Source organism: Bradyrhizobium sp. SZCCHNS1050 (assembly GCF_032484785.1).
Classification (GTDB): Bacteria; Pseudomonadota; Alphaproteobacteria; order Rhizobiales; family Xanthobacteraceae; genus Bradyrhizobium.
Genome location: NZ_JAUETR010000002.1, coordinates 872,667 through 887,462 on the forward strand (window position 1 = coordinate 872,667; position 14,796 = coordinate 887,462).

The following is a 14,796-nucleotide window of genomic DNA, read 5'->3' on the forward strand; positions in this document are numbered from 1 at the left end:
ACCTTACGGCCTTTTGGGCAAATGTTAAGCCCGGTTCTGCGCGGCCGACATGCGTGGGAAATTATTGCTGAACGACCGGCGGGCTCGGCTGCGCCGCCCCCTGACGGGCGCCGTTGCCAGGTGCGGCCCCCGGTGCAACTCCGCCGGTGGCGCGGTTGGCCGGCGGCTTCTTTGCCGCTGCGGGCGCCCGTGGGGTCGCTCCGGCCGCCGGATCGGCCGCGCCACCCGCGACGGCAGGCGGCGCCTCGTCGGGCTCGACGGTGTCGTTCTGGGTCTGCCGCTCCATCGCCCTGAGCTTGGCGACGTTCTTCTGGTGCAGGTCGTAGGTTTCGGTGAAAGCATGGCCGCCGGTGCCGTCGGCGACGAAATAGAGATCGCGCGTGCGCGCCGGATTGGCCGTCGCCTCCAGCGAGGCGCGGCCGGGGTTGGAGATCGGTCCCGGCGGCAGGCCCTCGATCACATAGGTGTTGTAGGGCGACGGCTGGGTGATCTCGCTGCGCTTGATCGGACGGCCCAGCGTGCCCTTGCCGCCGACCAGACCATAGATGATGGTCGGATCGGACTGCAGCTTGATCCTCTGCTTCAGCCGGTTGACGAACACGGCGGCCACCCGGCTGCGCTCGTCGGGCTTGCCGGTCTCCTTCTCGACGATCGAAGCCAGCGTCACCAGCTGCTCCGGCGTCCTGACCGGCAGATCCGGACTACGCCGTTCCCAGATCTCGGCCAACACGCGCTTCTGCGCCTGCTGCATGCGTTGCACGACCTGATCGCGGCTGGTGCCGCGCGGAAACTTGTAGGTCTCCGGCAACAACGTGCCTTCGCGCGGAATCTCGCGGACGCTGCCGGTGAAGATCTCGTTCTCGGACAGGCGGGCCACGATCTGCTCTGACGTCAGGCCCTCGGGCACGGTCACCGAATGCTGCACGACCTTGCCTTCGACGATGACGCCGATCACGTCGCGCAACGATGCATTCTTCTGGAACGCATACTCGCCCGGCTTGAGGTCGGAACTGGCCTTCAGGGCATAGACTCCACCAATGAAGATCCACGGATTGACGTCGATCACACCTTCACGCGCGAGCACGTCGGCAATATCGCGTTTGCCCGCGCGCTGCGGGATGTTGACGACCTTGTCCTCCTGCAGCGGTCCTGCCGCCTCGAGGATCTGCCGTCCATAATAGTAGGCCGCGCCCACGCCGAGCATGGCCAGGATGAGCAAGGTGATGATCGCGTTGCCGACGACCACGAACGGATTGCGGGCGCGGTCGGAGCGGCGCGGCGGCGGCGGCACGCGTTCCGGCTCCAGCGCTGCGCGCGGGCTGCGGGGCGAGATGGGCGGCCGTTCACTCATCGATGCAACCTTCAGTCCTGTCGCTCTCGTCGTGGCCGTGCGCTCCCCAACGCAAGCGACCTGAAGTCCACGCCCATTTAACGATTCGTCATCTCGTCATCGAATACGGCGAAAAGGTGTTTTCGCCGGGCCTCACCGCCATGCGCATCCACTTACCGCATCGGCGCCGAAGGCCGACCTGCGAAAGACACGCGAAGTCTTGGGTTCTAGTGTGGCTGCAGTCGGATATCCGCGTGACCAAGCGACAATCGGCCCGAGCGGCATCCGTCCTTCCGCACTAGGTCACCACGCGCCGTAAAACCACCGACGCGTTGGTGCCGCCGAAACCAAACGAGTTCGACAGTGCCACGTTGATCTCGCGTTTGCGAGGTGCATGCGGCACGAGATCGATCGCGGTTTCCACCGACGGGTTCTCCAGATTGATCGTCGGCGGCGCGATGTTATCCCGAATCGCGAGAATGCTGAAGATGGCTTCGACGGCGCCGGCCGCGCCGAGCAGATGTCCGATCGACGATTTGGTCGACGACATCGAGATCTTCGAAGCGGCATTGCCAAGCAAGCGCTCGACCGCGCCGAGTTCGATCTCGTCGCCGACTTGAGTCGAGGTGCCGTGCGCGTTGATGTAGTCGAGGTCGGCGGCCGTGATACCGGCGCGCTTCAGCGCCGCACTCATGCTGCGAAAACCGCCGTCGCCGTCCGGAGATGGCGAGGTGATGTGATAGGCATCTCCGGAGAGTCCGTAGCCGGAGACCTCGGCGTAGATCCGCGCGCCACGTGCCTTGGCGTGCTCATACTCCTCGAGCACGACCACGCCGGCGCCCTCGCCCATCACGAAGCCGTCGCGGTCCTTGTCGTAAGGGCGCGACGCGCGCTCGGGCGTCTCGTTGAATCCGGTCGACAGCGCGCGCGCCGCGCAGAACCCGGCCATGCCAATTCGGCAAATCGGCGATTCGGTGCCGCCGGCGACCATGACATCGGCATCGCCGAGCGCGATCAGGCGGCTGGCGTCGCCGATCGCATGCGCGCCGGTCGAGCAGGCGGTGACGACCGAATGATTGGGACCCTTGAGCCCGTGCTCGATCGAGACATAGCCCGAGGCGAGATTGATCAGACGTCCGGGAATGAAGAAGGGCGACACTTTGCGCGGACCACGCTCCTTCAGGAGGATCGCAGTGTCAGCAATGCCCGAGAGGCCCCCGATGCCGGACCCGATCAGCGTGCCGGTGGCACAGCGGTCCTCTTCCGTCGCAGGATGCCAGTTGGCGTCATCGAGCGCCTGACGCGCCGCAGCCATCGCGAAAATGATGAAATCGTCGACCTTGCGCTGGTCCTTCGGCTCCATCCACTGGTCGGCATTGAAGGTGCCGTCGGAGCCATCGCCGCGCGGCACCTGACAGGCCACCTTGGCGGGAAGATCGGAGACCTCGAACGACTCGATCAAGCGCGCACCGCTCTTTCCCTGAAGGATGCGCTGCCAGGTCGTTTCCACACCACAGCCAAGCGGCGAAACCATGCCAAGGCCAGTGACGACAACCCGCCTCATGTTCGTTTCTCCAGACCCGACCTTGAGCGCTTGTGCATCGGCTGACGGCCGTCGCCGCACCTCGGGTCAATTGTTCGAGTAACATGTTCTGGCCGGGCAGCGCGTCCGAATCGTCCATCGCCAGCCGCCAGATGACGGCTCATCACGACGCCGCCAACAGCAAGAAACCGGTCGACCGCACAAGACGGATCGGCCGGTTTCGCGCAACTCTCGCCGGAGCGTCAGCTCTTGGCGTTCTTCTCGAGGAACTTGGTGGCGTCGCCGACGGTCAGGATCGTCTCCGCGGCATCGTCCGGAATCTCGCAACCGAACTCTTCCTCGAAGGCCATGACGAGCTCGACCGTATCGAGGCTGTCAGCACCGAGGTCGTCAATGAAGCTCGCGTTGTCGACCACTTTCTCGGGCTCGACACCAAGGTGTTCGACCACGATCTTCTTAACCCGCTCGCCAATCTCACTCATCGTTCAAACCTCGTGCTTGTTCCTTTAAGACCCGACCCCCGGATGATCCGCATCACCCCGGCCGCTAAACTTCCTTCGCGATCGCGCAAAACCAGATTTGCCCCGCAGCGCCCCTTTACCGAAATTTGGCGGACGACTTGCGGTCCGAAAACTTCGGAAACGGGGCCACTCACAAACTCCAATCCACACTCTCCATGAGGCCGGTACGCCTCCGATCCAGAGCGCTCAAACAGGAACCCGGATCAGCAGCACCAGCCGACGGAGGCCCGGCGAACGATGGCAGCTCGCCCCGCCAATATACAGGGTTTGGAAATCCTGCAATGGCGTTCTTCGTGCCCCGATCAGCTGCCCGGTTACCATACACGCGAATCATTGACCACACGGCCCGGTATAGTGGTCGCGACGTCTTTTCGCCGCATTCCGAGCCACGGCAGAGCCTAGATCATGGCCATGCCGCCATTGACGTGGATGGTCTGCCCCGTGACATACGCCGCCTCGTTGGAGGCGAGGTACACCGCAGCTGCAGCAATGTCCTCCGGCGTGCCCAACCGCGCCGCCGGCACCTTGGCGAGGATCGACTCGCGCTGCTTCTCGTTCAGAGCGTCGGTCATCGGTGTCTTGATGAAGCCGGGTGCGATGCAGTTGGCGGTCACGCCGCGTTTGGCATATTCGGCGCCGAGCGTCTTGATCATGCCGATGATGCCGGCCTTGGACGCCGTGTAATTGCCCTGCCCCGGATTGCCGGTGACGCCGACGATCGAGGTGATCGCGATGATGCGGCCGAAGCGCTTGCGCATCATCAGCTTGGTGGCGGCACGCGAGAGACGGAATGTCGCGGTCAGGTTGACCTTGATCACCTCGTCCCAATCCTCGTCGCGGAGCTGCACGAACAGGTTGTCGCGGGTGATGCCGGCGTTGGCGACGAGAATGTCGACCTGCCCCATCGCCTGCTCGGCGGCCGGCACCAGCGCCTCGACCTCGGCCGCGTCGGACAGGTTGCAAGGCAGCACATGCACACGGCTGCACAGCTCGCCGGCGAGGGTCTCGAGCACCTCGCGCCGGGTGCCGGAAACGGCAACGGTCGCCCCCTGGGCATGCAAGGCCTTCGCGATCGCGTTGCCGATGCCGCCGGTCGCGCCGGTCACCAGCGCGGTCCTGCCACTCAGATCGAACATCCAACTCTCCTCAATGCCGCTTCCAAGCGGCCACTTACGACGTTTTTGCCGCGGCCAGCGCATCCTTCGCGGCCACGATATCCGACGGGCCGCCGACGGCGACGCCGACCGCACCATCCGCGATCCGCTTGACCAGGCCGCTGAGCACCTTGCCGGCGCCGATCTCGAAGAACCGTGTCACGCCCTGGCCCGCCATATATGCGATCGATTCGCGCCAGCGCACCGTACCCGTGACCTGCTCGACCAGGCGACGGCGAATCTCGTTGGGATCGCTGATCGGCGCCGCGAGTACGTTCGAGACCAGGGGCGAGGCCGGAGCCTTGATCGTGACCTTGGACAGCGCCTCCGCCATGACGTCCCCCGCCGGCTGCATCAGCTTGCAGTGGAACGGCGCGGAGACCGGCAGCAGCATGGCGCGCTTCGCGCCCTTGGCGCGGGCGATCTCGACGGCGCGATCGACGGCGGCCTTGTTGCCGGACACCACCACCTGGCCGCCGCCATTGTCGTTGGCGGCCTGGCAGACCTCGCCCTGGGCCGCCTCTTCGGCGACCGCTACAGCCGCCTCATAATCCATCCCCAGCAGCGCGGCCATGGCGCCGACGCCCACCGGAACGGCCTTCTGCATGGCAAGCCCACGGGTGCGCAGCAGGCGGGCAGTATCCGCAATCGTCAGGCTGCCGGCGGCGGCCAGCGCCGAGTATTCGCCCAATGAGTGACCTGCGACAAAGGCGGCGTCGCGTCCGACCGAGAATCCGGCTTCGGTTTCCAGCACCCGCAAGGTTGCCATCGAGACCGCCATCAGAGCGGGTTGGGCATTTTCGGTCAGCTGCAGGGTCTCGGCCGGACCTTCCCAAATGATGGTCGTCAGCTTCTCACCGAGGGCGGCATCGACCTCCTCGAACACCGAACGAGCCACCGGGAAGGAGTCCGCGAGCGCCTTGCCCATGCCGACGGCCTGGGACCCCTGCCCCGGAAAAGTGAATGCTGCCGTCATGGCCGCCCCCTGAACGTTCCAAAATCCCTGGAATTGAGTAACTTTGGCCGGAAAGACACTGGCCGGCCCTGTGATGTCAAGCACGTGACGGGCGCAATTCGACCACTTTCCCTTGCCTTGGCCCCGAAAATCGGTATAAGGCGCGCCATCCGTGGATCCCGAGCCGGGAGCTGAACGGACGGTCCCAGCAAATCACCTTGCTCAACCTTGGGGATTTAACCTCTCCAAGCTGTCCAGGCGACTTTGATGTGGCAGGGCCAGTCGGCCCGTCGTCCCGTGTTCCCGCCTTCTGAGCTGACGTCTGCGAGTCCTTTCCACAAGGTCTCGAAGGGCTTGACGCCGGGATTTGCGCCAACTTGGAAAGGACAGCCATGCCGCTTTACGAGCATGTATTCCTCGCGCGTCAGGACGCGAGCACCCAGCAGGTGGAAGAACTGACGGCTCAGATGACCGGTATCGTCGAAGGTCTCGGCGGTAAGGTCACGAAGTCCGAGAATTGGGGCGTTCGCTCCCTCACCTACCGCATGAACAAGAACCGCAAGGCCCACTTCGTGCTGCTCAACATCGACGCTCCGTCCGCGGCGATCGCCGAGATCGAGCGCCAGGAGCGGATCAGCGAAGACGTGATCCGCTACCTCAGCGTCCGCGTCGACGAGCTCGAGGAAGGCCCGTCGGCGATGATGCGCAAGGCCGATCGCGACCGTGAGCGCGACGACCGCGGCGGTGGCTTCCGTGGTGAGCGCGATGGCGGCGGCTTCCGTGGCGATCGCGGTGACCGTGGCGATCGCGGCCCGCGCCGGCCCCGTGACGAAGAAACTGCGGACGAGGAGTAAGATCAATGGCTGAAGCCCCCGCACGTCGCCCGTTCTTCCGCCGCCGCAAGACCTGCCCGTTCTCCGGGCCGAACGCGCCGAAGATCGACTACAAGGACTCCAAGCTGCTGATGCGCTACGTCTCCGAGCGCGGCAAGATCGTGCCGAGCCGCATCACGGCCGTGTCCGCCAAGAAGCAGCGCGAACTCGCGCGCGCCATCAAGCGCGCCCGCTTCCTCGGCCTGCTGCCTTACGTCATCCGCTGATTGCGGACCTCGGACCGGCGGCCCCGCGCCGCCGGCTCCTTCCGTTGAATTCTCATAAGGCTTCCGGGTCGTCCGGTCGCCGATGGTTGGGGCGAAGGCGCCTCTAACCGCTCGAAGGGAGCGGGACAGCTGATGATCGGAACGCTTCTCATCGCGCTCGCGGCAGGCGCGGCCTCCGCCGTCATGTTCGCCTCGACCGGATCGGGCGTGATGACGGCGCTCGTGCTTGCGCTGCTCGCGCCCGTGCCGCTGCTCGTCGCTGCAATCGCCTGGGGCCGGCTTTGCGCCGTCATCGGCGGTCTCGTAGCAACCGCTTGCGTGCTGGCCATCTTCGGCTTCGATCGCGCTCTCGCCTTTGCCGCCTCCGTGACGCTGCCGGCCTGGTGGCTCGGCCACCTCGTCCTGCTCGGCCGTCCGACGACCAGCCCGTCCGGCCAGGATGGCATCGAATGGTATCCGCCCGGCAACATCCTGCTGTGGATCGCGGTGATCGCAGCGCTGATTGCCGCGTTCTCCTTCGGCACCGACATGACGGCCACCAATCAGGGTCTCAGGCGGCTGCTGTCGCGCGTGCTCAGCAATACCGTCACGTCGACCGACGCGGTCGACATTCCCCGGCTGGTCGAGATCCTGGTGTTCATGGCGCCGCCGATGGCCGCGGTGATCATGACCACGATCCTGTCGCTCAACGTCCTGGCGGCCGCAAAGATCACGGCGATCTCCGGCCGGCTGATGCGCCCATGGCCGCGCCTGCGCGACACCAAGCTGCCGCTGATGACGCTGCCGGCGCTGTTTGCGATCATCGCGTTCTGCTTCCCGGGCGGGCTGATCGGCATGCTGGCGCGAATCGCCGCCGCAGCGCTGCTGACCGCCTATGCGCTCACCGGCTTCGCGGTCCTGCATACGCTGACCTTGCCGCTGCGCACCCGGCCGCTTTGGCTCGGTCTCGCCTACGCGCTGATGCTGACCTTCATCTGGCCGATCCCCATGCTGGCGATGATCGTCCTCGGCCTCGCCGACGCCGCCTTCGACCTCCGTCACCGTTACGGCCCGCGGCAGCCGCCGCCTTTGCCGGTGCCGTAAAAGTTCAATCTCACACCAACCGCTTCCGAACATCACAAGGAGAACATCGATGGAAGTCATTCTGCTGGAACGTGTCGCCAAGCTCGGCCAGATGGGCGAGATCGTGAAGGTCAAGGACGGGTTCGCCCGCAACTTCCTGCTGAAGCGCAAGAAGGCGCTGCGGGCCACCGCCGAGAACAAGGCCAAGTATGAGGGCATGAAGGCCGAGCTCGAGGCCAACAACATCAAGGCCAAGGGCGAGGCGGCCAAGGTCGCCGAGAAGATCGACGGCCGCGACATCGTCATCATCCGCCAGGCCTCCGAATCCGGCCAGCTGTTCGGCTCGGTCTCGGTGCGCGACATCGTCGCCGCCCTCGCCGCCGACGGCATCACCGTGAGCCGGCCGCAGGTCTGGCTCGACGCCCCGATCAAGACGATCGGCAAGCAGACGATCACCATCGCAATCCACCCGGAGGTCGAGACCTCGGTGACCGTGACGGTCGCCCGCAGCGCCGACGAGGCCGAGCGCATCAAGCGCGGCGAGGACATCTCGACCCGCCAGGAGGACCGCGACGCCGCCGCCGAAGCGATCGCGGCCGCCGGCGAGTTCTTCGATCCGGAGGCCCAGGACGAGGGCGCTGCCGGCGAGCCTGCGCAGCAGTAAGCGCGCCAGCCCATTTGCGGAAAAGCCCGGCTCCCCGAGCCGGGCTTTTTCATTGTCGTCTCAGCGCGAGGGCGAGGACGGAACCGAGGGATCCGACGGCACCGACTGGGTCGTGGCCGGCGCCGGCGTCACCGGTGGGACCGGATCGGCCCGCAGCGCCGGCGCGGCCTCGCTCGATCTTGCCGGCTCGACCCGCGGCGGCTCGGAGCCGGCAGCGCTGTCCTCTCGCGACGCCGACGGCCGGGTCGCGCCGGTCGGCTCGCCACGCGTCTCCTCGGCAGCCGAGCCCTCCTGGGCCGGCTTCTTGCGCTTGCCGAGCCGGCCTTTCTTCGCGGGCGCGCTGCCCTCGCCGTCGGCCGGCGCAGCGGCTGGATCTGATGCCGCGTCGGGCTTCGCCTCGGCCGGCGCGGAGCGCTTGGAGTGATGACCCGAACGGCGGCGCGGCTCGCCTGGGCTCGCAGCAGCATCCGCGGCGGCCGGTTTCGCCTCGGACGGCTCGGTGGCGGCCGACCGGGCGCGGCGCTCGGACCGCGTCTCCTTGCCGGAGTGGCCCGTCGATCGCGCATCCGCAGCGCCGTTCGCAATCAGGTAGTTGGCGAGCACGCCGGCCATCTCGGGGCTCGTCGTGTAATGCTGGCGCAGAAACCCGGGCAGCGAGCCGGCCGAGGTGTTCTTGGCCAGGCCGCGCGGCGACTTGTGGCAGACCACGCAGGTCCCGTTGTAGATCTGCGCAGGACTCTTGCCCGCATCGAGATTTTCCTGCGCAACGGCGGCTCCCGCAAAGCCCATGCAGAACACCGCCACCACCGTCGCCAAATTGAGCGCTCGGCCCACCATTCTCATTCTCCAGCTATGGTTTCGCCCACACGGCGCCGCCCCGCGCGACATCCGCTGCCGTGTTTCCTCTCGCTATCAGCCGAACGTGACAGCGGACGTTGCGGTCGCTCCACGCCTTCGACGGCGATCCCTTCAGACCTCGTCCGGCGGTCAGATGCCGGACACCGGCCAAAGGCCGGCGGCCGCGGCCTTTTTAACGGATTGCGGAGCGAATGAAAGCGCACAGATGTTCCTGCGCCGAGATGTCCATCGATCAATGACGGTTCGGAATATCGGCGTTGTGTTCATGGCAGTGGCGTCGGCTTGTGCCCGCCGGGTAACATAACAACGTGATGATAGGGAACCAATCGGTTCTCAACGCGTCGAGTGCGACGGCCGGGAAAGTCAGCAACTCACGGGAATAGCTCGTTGGGTGGTGTGGATGGACCGTTTGCTGCGAAGTCTGTTGAGTAGCTTCATTCGCCGTGGCTCGATCAGCTTTACGACCGCCAGCGGCACGTCGTTCAGCTGCGGGGATGGAACCGGCGTCCCCGTGGCGGCACGATTTCTGACTCGTGAAGCCGAGCGCCGGATTCTGGCCAACCCCGAGCTCGCGCTCGGCGAGGTCTATATGGACGGCTCGTTCGTGGTCGAACGAGGAACGATCGCGGACCTGCTGTCGATCGTGATGAGCCAGCCGGCCGTGGTGCCCGACTGGGCCAGGCCGCAATGGTGGCTGCGCTATCTGATCCGGCACCTGCGCCAGCTCAATATCCGGGCACGCGCGCGCCGCAACGTCGCCCATCATTACGATCTCGATGGGCGGCTGTATTCGCTGTTCCTCGATGCCGACCGGCAATATTCCTGCGCCTATTTCGAGACGCCGGACGCGACGCTGGACGATGCCCAGCTCGCCAAGAAACGTCATCTCGCGGCCAAGCTGCTGATCGGCCGCCGCCATCGCGTCCTCGACATCGGCTGCGGCTGGGGCGGGCTTGGACTTTACCTGGCCGAGATGTGTGATGCCGACGTGACCGGCGTGACCTTGTCGGCCGAGCAGTTGCAGGTTGCCGAGGCCCGCGCGGCCGAACGGCACCTCTCCGCCTCCGCCCGCTTCCTGCTGCAGGATTATCGCGACGTGCCCGGCACGTTCGATCGCATCGTCTCGGTCGGCATGTTCGAGCATGTCGGGGTCGCCTTCTACGACTCCTTCTTTCGCCGCAGCGCCGAGCTGCTCGCGGACGACGGCGTCATGCTGCTGCATTCGATCGCACGCTCCGTGGGCCCTGATGCGACCAATCCCTGGATCGCCAAATACATCTTCCCCGGCGGCTACGTCCCAGCCCTCTCGGAGGTTCTGCCGGCGATCGAGCGCGCCGGGCTCCTCGTCTGCGACATCGAGATCCTGCGCCTGCACTACGCGGAGACCCTGAAGGCGTGGCGCGAACGCTTCATGGCCCGGCGCGACGAGGCCGTGCAGCTCTATGACGAGCGCTTCGCGCGGATGTGGGAGTTCTACCTGGCGGCCGCGGAAATGGGGTTCCGCAAGCAGAACCTGATGAATGTCCAGATCCAGCTGACGAAGCGCCAGGGCGTCGTGCCGATGACGCGCGACTACGTCCACCGTGAGGAGACGCGGCTGCGGGCGCGCGAGCGCGGCAGCCGCCCGGCGCTGCAGATGGCGGGTGAGTAGCGCGCGCGGCCCGCGACGACAACGGAGGGCGGCGCCAGTGCAATGGTCCTGCAGAGACGGACGGCCGCATTCCCTCGGCTGCGCCGCGCCGGTCTCGACTTCAATTCTGAGATGCTCGATGGACGCCTTGCATCCCAACCGCGAGATCATGCCCATCCGACTCAAATTTTCAAACAAATCGTGCGGTCTGTGAACTGGCTCACAGACCCTGGGGAAGCCCGGCCGTAGTGTCCTCGCATGTCCCCGAGCCCCGCCAGAGCCATGTTGGAACCCCAGACCGACTTCAGCACCGACTACGCGCTGATCGCCGCGGGCGTGGGAGCATCCCTGATCGCCCTCCTCTATCTGCTGCTGGTCTGACGCCGGGCGCGGATCCACGCGCGGCCCTGGCACGCCCTGCCGTACCGGCTCTCGTTCCCGCCTCGCCGACGTGTCGAACGATCGCGCCGGTTGATTGCACCGGCGTGTCGCTCGCGCTCGCGCGGCGTTGAGTCCTGTCGGTTCCGTCAAGCGCGGCATCTGGCGAGTCCGGATTCATCCACCAGATTTACCAGACGGTGAATTGCGCTCAGCTTTCGCTTCCGCTTCGCGCGCGACTGGCGCTTTATCCCCTCCCCTTCAAAGCTGCTAAACACGCGGTCATGGCACTTACCGATTCGAACGTTCACAAGCTGGCGTCGGCTGACGCAGCAACGCCGGCCTATCGCAGCGCTCCTCACAACATCGAGGCGGAACAGGGTCTGCTCGGCGCGATCCTGGTCAACAACGACGCGTTCTATCGCGTGTCGGACTTCCTCGAGCCGAAGCATTTCTTCGAGCCGCTGCACCAGACCGTGTTCGAGACCGCGTCCAGCCTGATCCGGATGGGCAAGGTCGCGACGCCCGTGACCTTGAAGACGTTCCTGCCGGCCGACGTCGACATCGGCGGCATGACCGTCGGGCAGTATCTGGCACGGCTCGCGGCCGAAGCGACCACGATCATCAACGCCCAGGACTATGGCCGCACCATCTACGACCTGTCGTTGCGCCGCGACCTGATCGGCATCGGCGAGGACATGGTCAACGTCGCCTATGACGCGCCGGTCGACTTCGCGCCGCGCAACCAGATCGAGGACGCCGAGCGCCGGCTGTACGAGCTCGCGGAGTCCGGCCGCTATGACGGCGGGTTCCAGAAATTCTCCCAGGCGCTGACGACCGCGCTCGACATGGCCGCCAAGGCCTTCCAGCGCGACGGCAAGCTGTCCGGTATCTCCACCGGCCTGCGCGATCTCGACGCCAAGATGGGCGGCCTGCAGCATTCGGACTTGATCATCCTCGCCGGCCGTCCCGGCATGGGCAAGACCTCGCTCGCCACCAACATCGCCTACAACGTCGCCCAGGCCTATGTTCCCGAATTGCAGCCGGACGGCACCTATCGGGCCGCCCAGGGCGGCGTGGTCGGGTTCTTCTCCTGCGAAATGAGCGGCGAGCAGCTCGCCACCCGTATCATCGCCGAGCGCTCTGGCATTCCCTCCAGCCACATCCGCCGTGGCGGCATCACCGAGGCCGATTTCGAGAAGCTGCGCGAATGCTCGATCGAACTGCAGTCGCTGCCGTTCTATGTCGACGAAACCGGCGGCATCTCGATCGCGCAGGTGATGGCCCGCGCCCGCCGCCTGAAGCGGCAGAAGGGCCTCGACCTGCTGGTGATCGACTACATCCAGTTGCTGTCGGGCTCGGGCAAGCGCGGCAACGACAACCGCGTCCAGGAAATCACCGAGATCACCACCAGCCTGAAGGCGCTGGCCAAGGAGCTCAGCGTTCCCATCATCGCGCTGTCGCAGCTGTCGCGCCAGGTCGAAAACCGCGAGGACAAGCGGCCGCAACTGTCGGACCTGCGTGAATCCGGCTCGATCGAGCAGGACGCCGACGTGGTGCTGTTCGTGTATCGCGGCGAGTACTATCTGGCCGCCAAGGAGCCGCGTCCCGGCACCGAGGAGCACCAGAAGTGGCAGATGGAAATGGATCTGGCGCTCGGCAAGGCCGAAGTGATCATCGGCAAGCAGCGCCACGGTCCGACCGGCACGGTCGAGCTGCACTTCGACGCCTCGGTCACCCGCTTCGGCGACCTCGCCCATGACGGCCTGCCGCCGCAGCACCACGACTATTGACCTGACGCGGTTGAACCGTGACGCCGCGGCGCGTAAAAGCGCCACATGAGTGTTCCCGAACAGAAACCCGCCGAGCAACCTGTCTCGGCGGTCGACGACGCTGTCCCGGCCAGCGCCACCGGCGTGCTGACCATCGATCTCGATGCGCTCGCCGCCAATTGGCGCAAACTGGAAAAGACCGCAGTGCCGGCCGAATGCGCCGGGGTGATCAAGGCCGACGCCTATGGCTGCGGCATTCCCCAGGTGGCGCGCACGCTCGCCGCGGCCGGCTGCAAGACCTTCTTCGTCGCGACGCTCGCGGAGGCAAAAGTCGCCCGCGCCGCCCTGCCGGACAGCGCCGCGCTCTACGTGCTCGACGGCTTCTTCCAGAACACCGGCGAAGACTACGCGGCGATCAACTGCCGTCCTGTCATCGGCGACCTCAACGAGCTCGCCGAATGGGACATGTTCTGCCGCCGCACCGGCTGGAAGGGCGGCGCGGCCATCCATGTCGACACCGGCATGAACCGGCTCGGCCTCAGCCCGATCGATGCGCAGGGCATGATCCCGCGCATCCAGGGCGGCGACCATGGCATCACGCTGGTGATGAGCCATCTGGCCTCCGCCGAGCAGATCAACAGCCCGTCGAACGCGCGCCAGCTCGCGACGTTCCGCGAGGTCGCCAGCGTGTTCACCGGCGTGCCCGCCGCGCTTGCCGCCTCCTCCGGCATCTTCCTCGGTGCCGCCTTCCAGTTCGACATGGTGCGTCCCGGCGCGGCGCTCTACGGCGTCAATCCGACGCCGGAGGCCGACAATCCGATGCAGCCGGTCGCCGAGATCAAGGCGCGCATCGTGCAGTTGCGCGACCTCGCGCGCGGCGACACGGTCGGCTATGGCGGCACCTGGAGCGCGCGCCGGCCGACGAAAATCGCGATCCTCTCCGCCGGCTATGCCGACGGCTACTTCCGCGCCGCCTCTTCCAACGACGGCACCCGCGGCGCCGACGTCATCATCGCCGGCCAGCGCTGCCCGATCGCAGGGCGCATCTCGATGGACCTGATCGCGGTGGATGTCACCGACCTGCCGCCGAAGGCCGCCCGCCGCGGCCACTTCGCCACGCTGCTCGGCGAGGGCATCACGGTCGACGAGCTCGCGCATCATTTCGGCACCATCGGCTACGAAGTCCTGACCAATCTCGGCCGACGCTATCACCGCATCTACAAGGGCGGTGCGGCGGCCGCGGAAAGCTGATCGCGCGGAGCAACGCTCTCTGTCTGACGTGCACACAGCTGCTGCCACATCGTCATTGCGAGCGCAGCGAAGCAATCCCGAGTCCCGCACACCACCCTGGATTGCTTCCGCCTTCGCTCTTCGAGCTACGGCGGACAAGTCGCTGCGCTCGCAATGACGGTGAACTGACATGAGCCATCGTTCTCGCAGCATGTAACGCCCGAGGCTTGCATCTCTTTTCCACCCTCTTCGAAAGACGAGGGCGCAGGGAATGCCGGGTGAAGGCCTCACCCATGGCCCGCCTGCAGAAAAAAAGCAGGCGGCAGTCACCACAGGTTCAGCCGGTCAACCGGCATTCCCCGCGCGATGGCTTTACGTCTTATGCGTACTCTCCCCGGGGATCGGCTGTCTTGCCCCCGTGACCGGCGGATCATCACCGCCAGCGTAGCATCAGCGTCGGGATGCCAGGACCATACGTTTTCAACGTGCGCCTCGTGCCGTTCGTCCGCACGACCTCAAGCCATGCTGAGACCCGACGCGCCCACCACATCCCACCCCGCGTGTCATGACGATCGCGATACGCCCCTCGTGCCGAGGCGG

The 14,796-nt window shown here is 66.0% G+C and carries 13 protein-coding genes; 7 read left to right on the plus strand and 6 right to left on the minus strand.

The features are described from left to right. Nucleotides 1-61: 61 nt before the first annotated feature. The 5 genes from mltG to fabD form a co-directional block, all read right to left on the minus strand. Nucleotides 62-1,351, minus strand: coding sequence for an endolytic transglycosylase MltG (mltG, locus tag QX094_RS28460; protein ID WP_315767262.1), 1,290 nt, complete (start codon nucleotides 1,349-1,351; stop codon nucleotides 62-64). Nucleotides 1,352-1,628: 277 nt separating this feature from the next. Next, nucleotides 1,629-2,894: a beta-ketoacyl-ACP synthase II gene (gene fabF / locus QX094_RS28465; RefSeq protein ID WP_315712404.1), complete on the minus strand. Its 1,266-nt coding sequence runs from the start codon at nucleotides 2,892-2,894 to the stop codon at nucleotides 1,629-1,631. A gap of 221 nt (nucleotides 2,895-3,115) precedes the next feature. Next, nucleotides 3,116-3,355, minus strand: coding sequence for an acyl carrier protein (locus QX094_RS28470; RefSeq protein ID WP_006610957.1), 240 nt, complete (start codon nucleotides 3,353-3,355; stop codon nucleotides 3,116-3,118). A 437-nt stretch (nucleotides 3,356-3,792) separates the two neighbouring features. Continuing rightward, nucleotides 3,793-4,530, minus strand: a complete 738-nt coding sequence (gene fabG / locus QX094_RS28475) for a 3-oxoacyl-[acyl-carrier-protein] reductase (protein WP_316184868.1) — start codon at nucleotides 4,528-4,530, stop codon at nucleotides 3,793-3,795. Nucleotides 4,531-4,564: 34 nt separating this feature from the next. Further along, complete coding sequence (fabD, locus tag QX094_RS28480; RefSeq protein WP_316184866.1) at nucleotides 4,565-5,524, minus strand: ACP S-malonyltransferase; 960 nt, start codon at nucleotides 5,522-5,524, stop codon at nucleotides 4,565-4,567. 371 nt (nucleotides 5,525-5,895) lie between these two features. On the opposite strand from fabD, the gene rpsF reads away from it, so the two are divergent. The 4 genes from rpsF to rplI all read left to right on the plus strand — a co-directional run bounded on the left by rpsF (nucleotide 5,896) and on the right by rplI (nucleotide 8,328). After that, entirely contained in the window at nucleotides 5,896-6,357 is a 462-nt protein-coding gene (gene rpsF / locus QX094_RS28485) for a 30S ribosomal protein S6 (RefSeq protein WP_315712423.1), read from the plus strand. Nucleotides 6,358-6,362: 5 nt separating this feature from the next. Further along, nucleotides 6,363-6,602: a 30S ribosomal protein S18 gene (gene rpsR, locus QX094_RS28490; RefSeq protein ID WP_008963441.1), complete on the plus strand. Its 240-nt coding sequence runs from the start codon at nucleotides 6,363-6,365 to the stop codon at nucleotides 6,600-6,602. 132 nt (nucleotides 6,603-6,734) lie between these two features. Continuing rightward, nucleotides 6,735-7,685, plus strand: coding sequence for a hypothetical protein (locus QX094_RS28495; protein WP_316184864.1), 951 nt, complete (start codon nucleotides 6,735-6,737; stop codon nucleotides 7,683-7,685). A gap of 49 nt (nucleotides 7,686-7,734) precedes the next feature. Further along, complete coding sequence (gene rplI, locus QX094_RS28500) at nucleotides 7,735-8,328, plus strand: 50S ribosomal protein L9 (protein WP_315826786.1); 594 nt, start codon at nucleotides 7,735-7,737, stop codon at nucleotides 8,326-8,328. A 60-nt stretch (nucleotides 8,329-8,388) separates the two neighbouring features. On the opposite strand, the gene QX094_RS28505 is transcribed toward rplI, so the two are convergent. Continuing rightward, entirely contained in the window at nucleotides 8,389-9,165 is a 777-nt protein-coding gene (locus tag QX094_RS28505; protein WP_316184863.1) for a hypothetical protein, read from the minus strand. 421 nt (nucleotides 9,166-9,586) lie between these two features. Here QX094_RS28505 and QX094_RS28510 point away from each other — a divergent pair, with 421 nt between their 5' ends. The 3 genes from QX094_RS28510 (at nucleotide 9,587) to alr (ending at nucleotide 14,217) form a co-directional block, all read left to right on the plus strand. Then, the gene (locus tag QX094_RS28510) at nucleotides 9,587-10,837 is read left to right on the plus strand and encodes a cyclopropane-fatty-acyl-phospholipid synthase family protein (protein WP_316164701.1); all 1,251 of its coding nucleotides are present in this window, start codon (nucleotides 9,587-9,589) and stop codon (nucleotides 10,835-10,837) included. A 641-nt stretch (nucleotides 10,838-11,478) separates the two neighbouring features. Next, on the plus strand, nucleotides 11,479-12,987 hold the full coding sequence (locus QX094_RS28515; protein ID WP_315712432.1) for a replicative DNA helicase: 1,509 nt from the start codon (nucleotides 11,479-11,481) through the stop codon (nucleotides 12,985-12,987). A 45-nt stretch (nucleotides 12,988-13,032) separates the two neighbouring features. Next, nucleotides 13,033-14,217: an alanine racemase gene (gene alr / locus QX094_RS28520; protein WP_316170407.1), complete on the plus strand. Its 1,185-nt coding sequence runs from the start codon at nucleotides 13,033-13,035 to the stop codon at nucleotides 14,215-14,217. The last annotated feature ends 579 nt before the right edge of the window (nucleotides 14,218-14,796 follow it).

Coding starts and splice junctions, on each gene's coding strand:
- mltG (WP_315767262.1), bottom strand. CDS start 1,351: ATGAGTGAACGGCCGCCCATCTCGCCCCGCAGCCCGCGCGCAGCGCTG.
- fabF (WP_315712404.1), bottom strand. CDS start 2,894: ATGAGGCGGGTTGTCGTCACTGGCCTTGGCATGGTTTCGCCGCTTGGC.
- QX094_RS28470 (WP_006610957.1), bottom strand. CDS start 3,355: ATGAGTGAGATTGGCGAGCGGGTTAAGAAGATCGTGGTCGAACACCTT.
- fabG (WP_316184868.1), bottom strand. CDS start 4,530: ATGTTCGATCTGAGTGGCAGGACCGCGCTGGTGACCGGCGCGACCGGC.
- fabD (WP_316184866.1), bottom strand. CDS start 5,524: ATGACGGCAGCATTCACTTTTCCGGGGCAGGGGTCCCAGGCCGTCGGC.
- rpsF (WP_315712423.1), top strand. CDS start 5,896: ATGCCGCTTTACGAGCATGTATTCCTCGCGCGTCAGGACGCGAGCACC.
- rpsR (WP_008963441.1), top strand. CDS start 6,363: ATGGCTGAAGCCCCCGCACGTCGCCCGTTCTTCCGCCGCCGCAAGACC.
- QX094_RS28495 (WP_316184864.1), top strand. CDS start 6,735: ATGATCGGAACGCTTCTCATCGCGCTCGCGGCAGGCGCGGCCTCCGCC.
- rplI (WP_315826786.1), top strand. CDS start 7,735: ATGGAAGTCATTCTGCTGGAACGTGTCGCCAAGCTCGGCCAGATGGGC.
- QX094_RS28505 (WP_316184863.1), bottom strand. CDS start 9,165: ATGGTGGGCCGAGCGCTCAATTTGGCGACGGTGGTGGCGGTGTTCTGC.
- QX094_RS28510 (WP_316164701.1), top strand. CDS start 9,587: ATGGACCGTTTGCTGCGAAGTCTGTTGAGTAGCTTCATTCGCCGTGGC.
- QX094_RS28515 (WP_315712432.1), top strand. CDS start 11,479: ATGGCACTTACCGATTCGAACGTTCACAAGCTGGCGTCGGCTGACGCA.
- alr (WP_316170407.1), top strand. CDS start 13,033: ATGAGTGTTCCCGAACAGAAACCCGCCGAGCAACCTGTCTCGGCGGTC.